This is a genomic window from Flavobacterium sp. (genome assembly GCF_031423415.1).
In the GTDB taxonomy this organism is placed as follows: Bacteria; Bacteroidota; Bacteroidia; order Flavobacteriales; family Flavobacteriaceae; genus Flavobacterium.
This window is the reverse complement of record NZ_JANPFL010000102.1, coordinates 58,420-73,567: the sequence shown is the minus strand read 5'-3', so window position 1 is coordinate 73,567 and position 15,148 is coordinate 58,420. Positions and strand designations below refer to the sequence as shown.

Annotated in this window: 13 protein-coding genes; 9 read left to right on the top strand and 4 right to left on the bottom strand. The window is 33.6% G+C overall.

Annotated elements, in window-relative coordinates; translation table 11 throughout:
• Window positions 1-747, top strand: coding sequence for a tetratricopeptide repeat protein (locus RMO83_RS09270; RefSeq protein WP_310559400.1), 747 nt, complete (start codon window positions 1-3; stop codon window positions 745-747).
• Window positions 748-833: 86 nt separating this feature from the next.
• Here the strand turns inward: RMO83_RS09270 and RMO83_RS09265 are convergent, their stop codons facing one another.
• Window positions 834-1,403, bottom strand: coding sequence for a CvpA family protein (locus RMO83_RS09265; protein ID WP_310559399.1), 570 nt, complete (start codon window positions 1,401-1,403; stop codon window positions 834-836).
• A 119-nt stretch (window positions 1,404-1,522) separates the two neighbouring features.
• Here RMO83_RS09265 and RMO83_RS09260 point away from each other — a divergent pair, with 119 nt between their 5' ends.
• The 3 genes from RMO83_RS09260 to RMO83_RS09250 all read left to right on the top strand — a co-directional run bounded on the left by RMO83_RS09260 (window position 1,523) and on the right by RMO83_RS09250 (window position 3,503).
• Entirely contained in the window at window positions 1,523-1,879 is a 357-nt protein-coding gene (locus RMO83_RS09260; protein WP_310559398.1) for a hypothetical protein, read from the top strand.
• Between the two features lie 111 nt (window positions 1,880-1,990).
• Window positions 1,991-3,010 carry a phenylalanine--tRNA ligase subunit alpha gene (gene pheS, locus RMO83_RS09255; protein ID WP_310559397.1) on the top strand — a complete coding sequence of 340 codons (1,020 nt, stop codon included), beginning with the start codon at window positions 1,991-1,993 and terminating at the stop codon, window positions 3,008-3,010.
• A gap of 85 nt (window positions 3,011-3,095) precedes the next feature.
• On the top strand, window positions 3,096-3,503 hold the full coding sequence (locus RMO83_RS09250) for a hypothetical protein (RefSeq protein WP_310559396.1): 408 nt from the start codon (window positions 3,096-3,098) through the stop codon (window positions 3,501-3,503).
• Between the two features lie 220 nt (window positions 3,504-3,723).
• Here the strand turns inward: RMO83_RS09250 and RMO83_RS09245 are convergent, their stop codons facing one another.
• From RMO83_RS09245 to RMO83_RS09235, 3 genes are all read right to left on the bottom strand, one after another.
• Window positions 3,724-4,719, bottom strand: coding sequence for an NAD(P)H-dependent glycerol-3-phosphate dehydrogenase (locus RMO83_RS09245; protein WP_310559395.1), 996 nt, complete (start codon window positions 4,717-4,719; stop codon window positions 3,724-3,726).
• Window positions 4,720-4,983: 264 nt separating this feature from the next.
• Complete coding sequence (locus tag RMO83_RS09240; protein ID WP_310559394.1) at window positions 4,984-5,547, bottom strand: 5-formyltetrahydrofolate cyclo-ligase; 564 nt, start codon at window positions 5,545-5,547, stop codon at window positions 4,984-4,986.
• The gene (locus RMO83_RS09235; RefSeq protein ID WP_310559393.1) at window positions 5,540-6,778 is read right to left on the bottom strand and encodes an aminotransferase class I/II-fold pyridoxal phosphate-dependent enzyme; all 1,239 of its coding nucleotides are present in this window, start codon (window positions 6,776-6,778) and stop codon (window positions 5,540-5,542) included. Before RMO83_RS09235 ends, RMO83_RS09240 begins: the two co-directional genes overlap by 8 nt.
• A gap of 98 nt (window positions 6,779-6,876) precedes the next feature.
• Here RMO83_RS09235 and uvrC point away from each other — a divergent pair, with 98 nt between their 5' ends.
• The 5 genes from uvrC (at window position 6,877) to pgi (ending at window position 15,023) form a co-directional block, all read left to right on the top strand.
• Window positions 6,877-8,670, top strand: coding sequence for an excinuclease ABC subunit UvrC (uvrC, locus tag RMO83_RS09230; protein ID WP_310559392.1), 1,794 nt, complete (start codon window positions 6,877-6,879; stop codon window positions 8,668-8,670).
• A 9-nt stretch (window positions 8,671-8,679) separates the two neighbouring features.
• Window positions 8,680-10,881, top strand: coding sequence for a patatin-like phospholipase family protein (locus tag RMO83_RS09225; RefSeq protein ID WP_310559391.1), 2,202 nt, complete (start codon window positions 8,680-8,682; stop codon window positions 10,879-10,881).
• A 334-nt stretch (window positions 10,882-11,215) separates the two neighbouring features.
• Entirely contained in the window at window positions 11,216-11,998 is a 783-nt protein-coding gene (locus tag RMO83_RS09220) for a DUF3108 domain-containing protein (protein ID WP_310559390.1), read from the top strand.
• A gap of 68 nt (window positions 11,999-12,066) precedes the next feature.
• Window positions 12,067-13,284 carry a peptidoglycan DD-metalloendopeptidase family protein gene (locus RMO83_RS09215; protein ID WP_310559389.1) on the top strand — a complete coding sequence of 406 codons (1,218 nt, stop codon included), beginning with the start codon at window positions 12,067-12,069 and terminating at the stop codon, window positions 13,282-13,284.
• Window positions 13,285-13,379: 95 nt separating this feature from the next.
• Complete coding sequence (gene pgi, locus RMO83_RS09210) at window positions 13,380-15,023, top strand: glucose-6-phosphate isomerase (RefSeq protein ID WP_310559388.1); 1,644 nt, start codon at window positions 13,380-13,382, stop codon at window positions 15,021-15,023.
• Window positions 15,024-15,148 lie beyond the last annotated feature (125 nt).

Genomic DNA, 15,148 nt, shown 5'->3' with positions numbered 1-15,148 from the left:
ATGAAAAAGATAATTTTTATATTACTGCTAACAACCCAATTTTTCTTTGCTCAAAGTAGCTTTGAAAAAGGAAATAGCCTGTACCAAAAAGGAAAATACGAACTAGCAATTTCAGCATACGAAAGTGTTTTGAATGCGAAACAACATTCAGCGGAATTGTATTTCAATTTAGGAAATTGCTATTACAAATTGAATAAAGTAGCTCCAGCCATTTACAATTACGAAAAAGCTTTAGTGCTCAATCCAAATGATGCTGAAATTACAAACAACCTTAAATTTGCCCAAAAACTGCAAATCGATGAGATAAAAGTGATTCCTCAAGTGGGTTTTTCAAAAATGGTACACAACTTCACATCTATTTTTGATTACAATACTTGGGCTTGGATTTCGGTTGGTTTTTCGATACTGTTTTTACTATGTTTTTCAGGGTACTATTTTTCTAGGTTTACTTTCTCAAAAAGGATGTTTTTCTTTGGAATGTTTGTAATACTTTTTCTGATGCTGCTATCAGTTTCATCAGCAATTACCGAGAAAAATCATTATGAAAGAGAAAGACCAGCAATTGTTTTTGCTGAAATGGTTTTGGTAAAAAGCGAACCACAAAACGCCAGTAATACCGTGTTTACCCTTCACGAAGGAACTAAAGTTTTTGTTTTGGAAACATTGGACAGTTGGAAAAAAATTCAATTGACAGATGGAACCGAGGGTTGGATTCAGAAAACGGCAATTAGGGAAGTGAAAGAGTAGAGTTCAGCCTGCCTGTCGGCAGACAGGTATTCAGTTTTTAGTGTTCGGTTCTCGCAAATACTGACCACTACAACGCTGACCGCTGATTACTTTTTTTTCAAATCATCATACCATTTTTCAATTGAAGGATAAATAAATCCGGCCGTTTTTTGAATAGGACGATAAAACAACGATTTGTCTAAAGTCTCTTTTTTGGCAAACGTATTATTAAAATTTATTTTTTCGAAAAGGTTCAAAAAAATACTCAAAATTAATATTGTTTTCAAAAGTCTAAAAAAGCCACCACCTAGTTTATTTATAACACCTAATTGCGCAAAATTGGCAATGCTGGTAAGAAATTTTGCCAAAAGTGAAATAGCAACAACCACAACAAGAAAAGTGATTAAAAAAGCCGTGATTTGAATGGTCTTTGGGTTCCAATGCACAAATCCCGATAACATTATTTTTGCTAAATACGAAAACTTAATGGCGATATAAATTCCTAAAATCAATGAAATTAGTGAAGCTAACTCAACAAAAAGTCCGTTTTTTATCCCTTTAAATAAACCAATAACAAGAATAATACCCAAAATAATATCTAATAAACTCATAACATAAACGTAAAGAATAAAGAATAAAGAATAAAGAATAAAGAACAAAGATAAAGAATATTCCATTTTCAACTTCTTATATTTGCACGAATAATTTTAGAGTTATGATTTTAGATTTCCGATTAAAAAAATCTGCAATCTAAAATCTGCAATCTAAAATCTAAAATCTGCAATCTAAAATCGAAATGTCAAGAGATACGCAACTAAAAGAACGCTGGGAACAGCTTGTCAACTTACTTTCCAATCAATTTTCGCAAGGCGAAGACCTTGATTTGGATGCCATAATTTATTTAATTGGAGTTCAAGAACTCGGAAAAGTGCATAACACCTTCGAAAAAGACGAAAAACTCAACCTAATGCACATCGCCATTTGCCGATTATTAGAACCTTATGGTTTTTATGAATTCGAATTTTTCGATGAAGAAGGTTGGCCGCATTACAAAGTTAAAGAGGAATTGCCGGCACTAAAAGCTGGAGAACAATCTGTTTTAATGAAAGAAGCGATTGTCAATTATTTTATCGAAAAGGAATTAATTGATTGATGATTGTAGAGTAACGATTGCAGATTTCAGATTTATCGTGGAAACTTTAAACTTTAAACTTTAAACCTCAAACAAATTTCTTAATTTTGCACACTCAATTATTGGATGAAAATGATAGACAAGATTAAAGAATATATTGGCGAAGCACAAGCTTTTTCAACTCAAAACGCAGCAGATTTAGAAACGTTTAGAATCAAATTTCTGGGAAGCAAAGGCCTTTTAAAAGAACTTTTCGCCGAATTTAAAAACGTGCCCAACGATCAAAAAAAGGAATTTGGGCAAGTTATCAATTTGTTAAAATCTTCTGCTGAAGAAAAAGTAAAATTAATTCAAGAATCTTTAGAACGTAAAGAAGAAAACAAAGGATTTTATGGTGACTTGACTCGTTCTCCAGAACCAGTAACTATTGGTTCTCGTCATCCAATATCATTGGTAAAAAACCAAATTATCGACATCTTCTCCAACGTAGGATTCAATGTTTCCGAAGGACCAGAAATCGAAGATGATTGGCATAATTTCACCGCATTAAACCTGCCGGAATACCATCCAGCGCGTGATATGCAAGACACGTTTTTCATTCAAACTAATCCAGATATTTTGTTGCGTACACACACCTCATCCGTACAGGTGCGTTATATGGAAAACAACAAACCGCCGATTCGTACCATTTCTCCGGGAAGAGTTTTCCGTAACGAAGCCGTTTCATCGCGTTCGCATTGTATTTTTCACCAAGTCGAAGGATTATATATTGACAAGGATGTATCTTTTACTGATTTAAAGCAAACGCTTTTGTATTTCACTAAAGAAATGTTTGGAAAATCGAAAATTCGTCTTCGTCCATCTTATTTTCCGTTCACAGAACCAAGCGCCGAAATTGATATTTATTGGGGTTTAAAAACCGAAACCGATTATAGAATTACCAAAGGAACCGGTTGGTTAGAAATTGGTGGTTGCGGAATGGTGGACCCAAATGTTTTGAAAAATTGCAACATTAATCCAGAAGAATACACCGGTTTTGCCTTTGGAATGGGAATCGAAAGAATCGCGATGTTGTTGTATCAAATTGGCGACATCCGAATGTTTTACGAAAATGACGTTCGATTCTTAGAGCAATTCAAAGCTAGTATTTAGATTTAAGAATGTTGATTAACGATTTTAGATTCCAGATTTAATACATCAAAAATCAACATTCGTTAATCTGAAATCATCAATCATTATGAAATCCGACATCATCATCCCCGAAGTAGAAAACGTTTTCCTTGCCGCAGTCCAAGAATGGAGCGACGACTTTATGGAAAAAGTTTGGTACATCTATTTAGTAAACGACAGCGATTTTCAATTGGATAGTGTTATGGTTGTTTCTAAAGCTTTTGGAACCATTGATGGCGAGATGAAGAAAACATCTCTTTTGCGTCACGCTTTTATAGAAGTGCCAGCTGTTACTTTTGTAAAAGTAGAAATGGTCGAAAAAAGTGTTTTGGCACTTAACAACGAGTTTATGGTTACTTTCTTTATTGGCAATACCTTATACGACCGAAAATATATTTTCAGAGCCAATTCTATCACTCCAGATTATGTCGAGGAAGTGCCACTTTTATTTGTGGATGGTGTTATTGTGAGGTAAGTCAGGAGTTTTTTCACTTTTAATTTTTTTCTTCCAACTAAAATAACCTACCAAAAATATACCGGTTATCACAAAAAATAAAATTCGAAATAAATTTTTTCTAGTTAAAAAAGCATCTCTAAAAGACATATCAATTGTGTCTACAGCATACATAAGAAATGACATGATTAATCCCCAAATCAAACCGTTTTTAAGTTGAAATTTCCACCTTTCGCTCATATTAATCTAATTTTTCAGTTAATTTTTTAAACACCGCTTTTGCAGATTTTCCTTCATATAAAATGCTGTAAACGGCATCAATTATTGGAGTGTTGGCACCATAACCTAAGTTGAGGTTATAAGCACTTTTCGCAGCATAATAACCTTCGGCAACCATACTCATTTCCATCATAGCTGATTTTACGGTATAGCCTTTTCCAATCATATTTCCAAACATCCTGTTTCTGGAGAAAATAGAATACCCCGTTACCAATAAATCCCCCAAATAGGCCGAGTCATTGATGTTTCGCTTCATTTTGTGTACTTTTCTGATGAATTTTTTCATTTCTCGAATACCGTTGCTCATCAATACCGATTGAAAATTGTCGCCATAACCTAAACCGTGAGCCATTCCCGCAGCAATAGCATAAATATTCTTAAGCATTGCCGCATATTCTGTACCAATAATGTCATCCGAAATTTTGGTTTTGATGTAGTTTCCAGATAAATTTTTGGCTACTATTTTGGCTTTTTTTGCATCACCACAAGCGATGGTTAGGTAGGATAAACGTTCTAAAGCGACTTCTTCGGCGTGACAAGGACCAGTAATTACACCAATATTTTCGAATGGAATGTTGTACGTAATATTAAAATGTTCTCCAACAATTAAGCTTGTTTCAGGGACAATTCCCTTGATGGCTGAGAAGATGACTTTGCCTTCCAAACTTTCGGTTATTTTTTCAAGTTCTCCATTTAAAAAAGCTGATGGAATAGCAAAAATGATATAATCAGCATAAGCTACTGCTTCATTAATGTCACTTGTAAGTTTTAATTTTTTTATGTCAAATTCTACAGAACTCAGGTAATTTGGATTATGATGATGAATTTTTATGTGTTCGATTGCGTCTTCATTTCGCATATACCAAGCAATTTCTTTCAGGTTTACACATAACATTTTTGCAATTGCGGTTGCCCAACTTCCTCCGCCAATTACGGCAAATTTTAAATTTTCGGCCATTATTTTATTAGATTTTATCAAAAGTACTTAAAAATTGACTTATAAAGCAAAATTGAACCACAGAAAAAATTTTAAAACTTCATTAAAAAAATTTAAAATATTTTTCATTTCTACACAATATGTTTATTTTCTGTACGTTATAATAATTTAAAAATTGATTATTTTTAAATGGAGAGACGAATTAGTTAGTTTTGTTTTAGTATTTTGGAGAAGGCGTTCTTAAAGGTAGTTTGAGAGCGCCTTTTTATTGGGTAAATTAGCAATTTAAAACTCATAAACTTCATTAGGTGTTATGCAATAATCTAGTTTTACATCACTTTCAAAAACATCTTGAATTTTTTCTTCAGCTTCAAAGAAGGAAAGTCCGATTTTGATCGTATCGGGTTTGCATTCCATTAGAAATTTATCATAAAATCCTTTGCCATAGCCTGCTCGATGTCCTGTTTTATCATATGCTAAGAGAGGAACAAATACCACGTCAATTTTATTAGTTGGAACTTCTATCCCATCAACTGGTTCTGGAATATTGTATTCGTTTTTCTTGATTTTGGTATTATCTGTCAAAAGAAAATGTTTCATTTCTCTAGTGTCAAAATTACTTTTTGAAATAATGATTTCTTTGTCTTTTCCGAAAAGCAAATGCAAAATAAACTCAGTATTGACTTCTTTATTCTCGGTTATGGGCAAAAATATATGAAAGTAGGTTTTCTCCCAAACGGGAAGTGCAAGTACTTTATTGGCAATAGCCAAACTCATTTCCGCCAAATCTTCTTCGGAAAGTTGGTTTCGCAAGGTTTTATATTTTTCCCTTAATTCCTTTTTAAACATGGATAGTTGCTTTCAATTCGTTGATAAACGAAGTCAAATGTTGCACTTCTACATGATCCATCAGTACAATTTTATACCATTTGTTGCCTTGATGATGTTGTTGAGGCACTAAATCAAATTTTTCGGCGATTTCCTCTGGAATATATTGCGAATGAATTGTCACAATATTCATAAATGGCTCTCTAAAATATTGGATGTTCAATTCGTCTAATTCGTGGCATAAAAACTGGGTTCGCATTTGCAAAACACTCACTTTCTCGAACCAGCCAAAAGGACCATAGGTAAACAAAATCATCCAAACCGCCACAGCATTCGCACCAGAACGGCTTCCGCAAAGGGTTAAATCCATGCCTTCGACATATTCGGCTTCTTTGGTCAAAACATTTTCAATTAATCCTTTTCTACAGATAAAAACGCCAGTTCCATAAGGCGATTGTAGCATTTTATGCGCATCAATAGTGATGGAACTTATTTTTGGATTACTGAAATTAATGGTCGATTTCTGGTTGCTAAACGGATAAACAAAACCGCCGTAAGCTCCATCAATATGAAGTTTGTACTCGGCATTGTGTTTTTCTAAAATTGAAGTATAATCATCGGGATTATCTACAGAACCAAACATTGTCGTTCCCATATTAGCCACAGCGATAAAGTATTTTTTCCCGTTTTCTTTGGCTTTGCTGATTTCATTTTCCAAAGCTATTTTATCGATTTCTCTATTTTTGAAAGAAACGGGAATTTTTATCCAATCCAACATTAAAACATTGGCTGCTTTTGGTGTAGAATAATGCGTGTCTTCGGAAGCAATAATAGCAATTTCATCTAATTTCGCACCTTTTTGATGCATAAAAAAATTGCGATACATCCATAAAGCTTGAATATTAGCTTCAGTTCCGCCAGGCGAAATATAGCCGTCAATTGAGTCTGGTTCTGCTTTGAAAATATCAACCGCTATAACATTTAAAACTTCGCGTTCTATTTCCTGAGTTCCCTTAAAAGCTTTTTCGGAAGTACCTAAAGTGTGACAACCAATGTGATTAGGATTTGCTACATAAGTCTGCAATGTTGGTGCATCTTTCAAAAATGGCGCGTCATCATAAAAAACTTTTCCATCCAGTTTTGAAGCGGGATAACCTAAGGAAGCATCGTTGGAGAAATTCACATTTTCATCTAATGCTTTTTGAATTCTATTTTTTCGTTCTTCTTGCGAGAGTTTTTTCCAGTAAACCATAATGAAAGCATTTTATACAAAGATAAATCTAATAATCTTTATGGATGTTATAATTTTCTGAATTTGGAACTTCATTTTTTTCAGGTTAACTTTGTTATATGGACAACCCAACTCTCGAACTTCAAATTCAAACATTGCCTGATGGTCCCGGCGTTTATCAATACTATGATAAGGATGGGAAAATTTTATACGTTGGCAAAGCCAAAAATCTTAAAAAAAGAGTTGCTTCTTACTTCAATAAAGTTCACGATACAGCCAAAACCAATGTCTTGGTTAAGAAGATTGTCTCCATAAAACACATCGTCGTTCCCACAGAAACGGATGCGCTTTTATTGGAAAACAACCTCATAAAAACGCTTATGCCACGCTACAATGTTTTGTTGCGTGATGATAAAAGTTATCCTTGGATTTGCATCAAAAAAGAACCTTTCTCCCGAATATTTTCGACTAGAAGGTTGATTAAAGACGGCTCAGAGTATTTTGGACCGTATACGAGTTTCAAGACGGTGAGCACTATTTTGGAATTGATAAAAGAGTTGTATCCGTTGCGAACTTGCAATTATGATTTGAGTAAATCGAATATCGAAAACGGAAAATTCAAGGTCTGTTTAGAATATCACATTGGCAATTGCAAAGGACCTTGTGAAGGTTTTGAATCTTTGGAAAATTATCAAAAACAAGTCGATGCGATTCGCGAAATTTTGAAAGGAAATTTCAAGGAATCAATGAAGGATTTCAAGAAACTGATGACTGATTTGGCAAGGAAAATGCATTTTGAAGAAGCCCAGAAAATAAAGGATAAAATCGAAATTCTTGAAAATTACCAATCGCGATCTACCATCGTGAATCCAAAAATTACCAATATCGACGTGTTTTCGATAGTTTCGGACGAAAGTGCTGCTTTTGTCAACTTTTTGCAAATTTCCCACGGTTCAATTATTCGTTCGCACACCATGGAAATCAAAAAGAAATTGGACGAAACTGACGAAGAATTATTAGAATTAGCGATTATCGAACTTCGTGAACGTTTTCAGTTATTATCTAAAGAAATAATTGTTCCGTTTGCGGTTGAAGTGGGCGAAAATATCAAAGTTACCGTTCCTCAATTGGGCGACAAAAAACAAATACTGGATTTATCCATTCGCAATGCCAAGTTTTACCGAATTGAACAATTGAAACAATTGCAAATTGTAGACCCAGATCGCCATGCTAACCGAATTATGGCGCAAATGCAAAAGGACTTAAGATTGCCAGTAGAGCCACGCCACATAGAATGTTTTGACAATTCGAATATTCAAGGAACCAATCCTGTTGCGGCTTGCGTAGTTTTTAAAGATGGAAAACCCAGCAAAAAAGACTATCGTCATTTCAATATAAAAACGGTTGAAGGCCCAGATGATTTTGCTTCGATGACCGAAGTGGTTTACAGAAGATACAAACGATTATTGGACGAAAAAGAACCTTTGCCGCAACTCATTATCATCGATGGCGGAAAAGGACAATTGTCTTCAGCTTTAAAGAGTATTGATGAATTAGGCCTGCGTGGTAAAATCACTATTATTGGCATAGCCAAACGATTGGAAGAATTGTTTTATCCCGGCGATTCCATTCCATTGTATTTGGATAAAAAGTCCGAAACATTGAAAGTTATTCAACAGCTGCGAAACGAAGCACATCGTTTTGGGATCACGCATCATCGGGACAAAAGAAGTAAATCGGCACTTAATTCTTCCATAGAAAGCATTCCGGGAATTGGCGAAAAAACCATGCTGGCGTTAATTCAACACTTCAAAAGTGTTAAAAGATTGAAATTAGCCACCGAAAAAGAAATTTCTGACGTTATAGGTATATCGAAAGCCAAAAAAATTACCGACTTTTACAAAACCAATTAGCAAATCACAATGAGAAAAATTGCCGTATTTGTTTTTCTTTTAGTTACTTATCAGGCGTCTTTTTCGCAAGACACTATTAAAAGGCCAAAGATTGGATTGGTTTTGAGTGGTGGTGGAGCAAAAGGGTTTGCTCACGTTGGGGTGTTAAAAGTTTTGGAACAGGCAGGAATTAAAATAGATTACATTGGTGGTACTAGTATGGGAGCAGTAGTTGGCGGGCTATATGCTTCCGGTTATAATGCGGCACAACTAGACTCAATAGTATCTGTAACTAATTTTGATAATTTATTAATTGATTATGTTCCGCGTTCCTCTAAAAGTTTTTATGAAAAAAGAAATGATGAGCTGTATGCTTTAGTACTTCCTTTTAATAATTTCAAAATAGGCGTTCCACAATCACTTTCAAAAGGAATGTTTAATTATAATTTTTTTAATCGACTTACGCTGCACGTTAGGCACGTGCGGGATTTTAATCAATTTCCAATTCCGTTTTTGTGCATAGCCACCGACATTGAAGTAGGAAAACAAGTGGTTTTGGATAAAGGTGTTTTGGCACAATCATTAATAGCAAGTTCAGCATTACCTTCTGTATTTTCACCGGTAATACTCGATGGAAAATTGTTGGTTGACGGTGGTGTTATCAATAATTATCCCATTGAAGAAATTCGAAAATTGGGTGCCGATATAATCATTGGTGTAGATGTTCAAAGTGGATTACGAGACAAAAACCAGCTTCAAGACGCTACTAAAATTTTGTTTCAAATCACTAATCTTCAGATGATTGAAAAAATGAACGGCAATGCTAAAAACACAGATATTTACATTAAACCCGACATCAAAAATATTGGAGCAGTATCTTTTGAAAAGGCCAAAGAAATTATCCTACGAGGCGAAGAAGCTGCCTTTACAGTTTATGAAGACTTAAACAAATTGGCCGATAAATCAAACCCATATCAAAAGCCAAAATTAAAAATACCATCGGATAGCTTGCATATTATGAATATTGTTTGTAACAATTTAGTTCATTATTCAAAGGCATATATAGCAGGGAAATTGAAGTTTAAATCGGGGTCTAAAATTAGATATCAAGATTTAGAAACAGGAATTAATAATATTGATGCCACTCATAATTTTGGAACAGTAATTTATTCCTTAGAGTCCAATGGAATAGGTGATGACTTGGTTTTGAACTTGATTGAAAATCCGGTAAAAACGTATTTAAAATTAGGATTGCATTTTGACGGATTATATAAAAGTGGGGTTTTGGCTAATATAACCAATAAAAATACACTTTTTAAAAACGATGTAGCCTCGTTCGATTTGATTATTGGCGATAATATAAGATATAACCTGGATTATTATATTGATAATGGGTACAATTTGAGCGTTGGATTTAAATCCCAATTGAATCAATTTAATAAAAACAGTACAAAAGAATATACTGGCTTATCTATTGATCCATTCATGAATACTGTAAGTATTAATTTTATGGATCTTACCAACCAGTTTTATTTTCAATCCATATTTGCACAAAAATTTTTAATAGGTCTAGGTGTAGAGCATAAATATTTAAAAATAAATTCAGAATCGGTTTCTATAGCAAATTCTGCAATTGATAAGAGTAATTATGGAAGTGTTTTTGCTTATATGAAATTTGATTCTTTCGATAATCAATACTTTCCAACAAAGGGATATTATTTTTCTAGTGATCTTCACAATTATCTACTATCTTCAAATTATTCTAAAAAATTCAATCCATTTTCCATCGTAAAAGTCGATCTTGGAGTAGCCACGAAAATTTTCAGAAAAACTACTTTCAAATTTCAAAGCGAAGCAGGTTTCTCAATTGGAGATAAAAGTGTGCCTTATTTTGACTTTGTTTTGGGTGGTTTCGGTTTTATACCGGTTAATAATTTCAGACCTTTCTATGGATATGATTTTCTGAGTGTTGCTGGCGATAGTTATTTAAAATCTTCAATAGGCATTGATTATGAAATTTTTAAAAAAAACCATTTAAATTTTTCGGCCAATTACGCCAATATTCAAAACAATCTTTTTGATTCTTTAGATTGGATAGCAATACCTAAATATTCAGGATATGCTTTAGGATATGGATTAGAAACAATAATCGGTCCTGTTGAAGTAAAATACTCTTGGTCGCCCGAAATAAATCAAGGATATACTTGGTTTAGTATCGGATTTTGGTTTTAAGCCGAAAATTTTAAAAAAAGAAATTAAAAATAATGTAGTAAAATCAATTTTTTTTTAAAGGGTGTAAAAAATTTGATTAAATTCAGTTTGTGTCTTTGCAAACAATATGTTAAACTTTATTTTTATTGCGTTTTTACTAAAACCAATTGTACCTTTGCACTTGAAAAATCGGAAGGGTTGGTTTTCTTCTGTTTTTTATATAAATTTCATAGTTTATATTTTTTTTGGTTAGTTAATAGTATCAATTCTCAGTCATTAATTTGACTGAGTTTTTTTGTTTTGATACATTTGGAACAAAATTTGCATTGGCAGTAAATCAATAGTTAAATAAAAAATGAAAAAAATAATTCTATTATTTATATTTAGTGCTACAGTTGGATTTGTACCTCAAAGAGAATCCGCATATGGTGTAGGTGAACGATTTATATTCAAGATAAATTATGGATTTTTAAATGCTGGATACGCCACTTTAGAAATACAAGAGGTCATGCTAAATAAAAAAAGTGTTTATCATATTATTGGTAAAGGGTATACCACTGGAATGTCTCGATTTTTTTTTAAAGTCAATGACAATTACGAAAGTTACATAGATAAAGATACGGGAATCCCCTATCAATATGTTAGAAAAATTGACGAAGGCGGTTATACCAAAAATCAGGAAGGTTTTTTTAATCTCGCTGAAAACAAAGTTTTAGTTAAGGATTACAAACACGAAACTGAAAAGACATTTACTATTCCTAAAAACACACAGGACATTTTGTCGTCTTTTTATTATTTGCGTAATTATCCTAATATTGACAAAATGAAACCGGGAGAATCTATAGCTATTGATATGTTTTTTGACGATAAAACTACCAAATTTAGGTTAAAGTTTATAGGTCGTGAAGATATTAGAACTAAATTTGGATACGTCTCAACGATGATTTTTAAGCCGTTAGTTCAAACCGGACGTGTTTTCAAAGAAGAAGAAAGCTTAACCATTTGGATATCAGATGATTATAATAGATTACCAATTAGAGTGAAAGCAAATCTTCTAGTGGGTTCCATAAAAGCAGATTTAGACAGTTACAAAGAATTGAAATACCCATTTAAAGTTAAAAGCAAAAAGCACGATTGATTTTAAGGTCTAAGTTGTACTTGATTATTAAATAATGGCTTGAAAAATAGTAGAATAATGTAGTTAATTTGAAAAAAATATTTCTTTTTATTATTGTTTTGTTTTCAATATTCTCTTGTAAACAAAAGGAGTCCGAGCCTATCACTCTCGATCAAGTTTCCAAGCAAAAGGTAGAACAATTTGGCTTTGATTTCAACGATTTCAATGTGCTTCGTGACACCATAAAAAAAGGAGACACTTTTGGGAGCCTTATAGAAAATCAAAATCTTGGCGATAAACAAGTATTTGATATCATTGAAAAAGTGAAAGACAGTTTTGATGTGAGAACCATTAGAATTGGAAAAGCATATACATTTTTACGTTCAAAAGACCGGTACAAAAAACCGCAATATGCGATTTATCAACCTGACAGAGCGAGTTATTATATTATAGATTTTAGAGATTCCGTTAGTGTTTCGAAAGTGACACGACCTACTCGCATCAAAAAAAGAACTATCGCCGGAGAATTAAACGGTTCCTTTTCAGAAGAATTGCAAAGGCAAAAAGTAGATCCGGCCTTGGCTAATAAATTAATCAAAGTCTATGCTTGGTCTATTGATTTTTTCAAGTTGAAAAAAGGGGATCAGTTTGGCGTTATTTTCACGGAAAGATACATTGATGACACCATATACGATGGAGTGGATAGTTTGAGCGCGGCTTTTTTTGAATACAAAGGCAAAATGATCTATGCCTTCCCTTTTGCTCAAAATGAAAATTCTGGCAAAATAGATTATTATGACGAAAACGGAAAAGCACTCAAGAATTTTTTCTTGAAATCACCTCTAAAATATGCCAATATTACTTCACGTTTCTCTAGGAGTAGGTTTCATCCCGTGCAAATGATTTGGAAAGCCCACAAAGGAACCGATTATGCTGCGCCAACCGGAACTCCTATTATGACTACAGCATCAGGAATTATAGAGCAAACGGGTTATACAGCCGGAAACGGGAATTTTGTTAAAGTAAAACATGACAGAACGTATTCGACACAATATTTACATATGTCTAGAATTTTGGTTCGAAGAGGTCAAAGAGTAGCTCAAGGAAGTGTTATTGGCAGGGTTGGAAGCACAGGTTTAGCCACTGGACCACACGTTTGTTATCGGTTTTGGAAAAACGGAGTACAAGTTGATGCTTTAAGATTGAAATTACCCAACTCACAACTTATGGAATCAAAAAATCTACCCCGATTTAAAAAACAAATAGAACCCTTAAAATGGGAATTGGATAGTGTTGCGAATTTGTAATCTAAAATTTTAAAAGCTTTCACTAAAAGATGAAAAGCTTGGTTTGGTTACAAACTAAAAATGTAAATTTGCACTTTCTAAAATAATTAGTAATTATGGCATTACATAACACAAACCCAACTACAACATTAGCTTGGCAAAAACTACAGGAACATTTTCAGGAAATGCAAAAGGTTTCTATGGCAACGCTCTTTGAAAAAGACCACGCAAGAACATCACAATTTCATATACAATGGAATGATTTTTTGATGGATTATTCAAAGAATATCATCAATCAGGAAACAGTAAATTTATTGCTTGAATTGGCAAACGAAGTACAATTGAAAGATTCAATTGCGAAATATTTTGATGGAGATATCATTAATCAAACCGAAAACCGTGCGGTTTTGCATACCGCTTTGCGTGCCAAAGAAACAGCTGCTATTAAAGTTGATGGAGAGAATGTAATTCCAGAAGTTTATGAAGTGAAAAGTAAAATAGAAAGTTTCACCAATGAAATTGTAAACGGCGACCGAAAAGGATTTACAGGAAAACTATTTACGGATGTTGTCAACATCGGAATTGGTGGTTCAGACCTTGGTCCAGCTATGGTTGTCGAAGCTTTGCAATATTATAAAAATCATTTGAACGTTCATTTTGTTTCTAATGTTGATGGAGACCACGTAAATGAAATCATAAAACTATTAAATCCTGAAACGACGCTTTTTGTAATCGTTTCTAAAACATTTACCACTCAAGAAACATTGACTAATTCAGAAACCATAAGAGAATGGTTTTTGAAATCAGCTTCGCAAGAAGATGTTGCTAAACATTTTGTAGCTGTTTCCACCAATATACAAAGAGTAACTGAATTCGGAATTAATCCTGATACTATTTTTCCAATGTGGGACTGGGTTGGCGGACGATTTTCGCTTTGGAGCGCCGTCGGTCTTTCGATAAGTTTAGCCGTTGGTTTTGAAAATTACAATGAATTATTGAATGGCGCCAACGAAATGGACGAACATTTCAAAACCGAGGATTTTGATAAAAACATCCCAGTTGTTTTGGCTTTGTTAAGCATTTGGTACAACAACTTTTTTGGTTCGGAAAGCGAAGCATTAATTCCGTACAGTCAATATTTGCAAAAATTAGCGCCCTATTTGCAACAAGGATTTATGGAAAGCAACGGAAAAAGTGTAGATCGGGACGGAAAACCTGTAAGTTATCAAACGGGAACAATTATTTGGGGAGAACCAGGAACCAATTCGCAACATGCATTTTTTCAATTAATACATCAGGGAACGAAACTGATTCCAACAGATTTTATTGGATTTGTAAAGCCACTTTACGGCAATGAAGATCATCACGACAAACTGATGTCCAACTTTTTTGCACAAACTGAGGCTTTAATGCAAGGAAAATCAGCAGAAAAAGTACAAGCTGAGTTCGTCAAACTAGGACTGTCTGAAGAAAAAGCAAAATTCCTTTTGCCTTTTAAAGTATTCACCGGAAACAAACCTACAAACACTATTTTAATACAAAAATTGACCCCTAAAGCTTTGGGTTCTTTGGTTGCGTTATACGAACACAAAATTTTTGTACAAGGAATTATTTGGAATATTTTTAGTTATGACCAATGGGGAGTGGAACTTGGAAAACAATTGGCCAATTCTATTTTAGATGAAATCAACTCGAAAAGCGTAAATACTCACGATAGTTCTACAACATTTTTATTGAATCATTTTTTGAAGAGTAAATAGAATTATAGTTTTTTAAAGGGTAATTTTATTAAGCAAGTATTCTTCGGTTTTGGAAGAACTTGGAACTTTAGTATACGTTACAATTTCTAAAAGAAAACCTTAATAATTTCAAAAACGGCATCGCT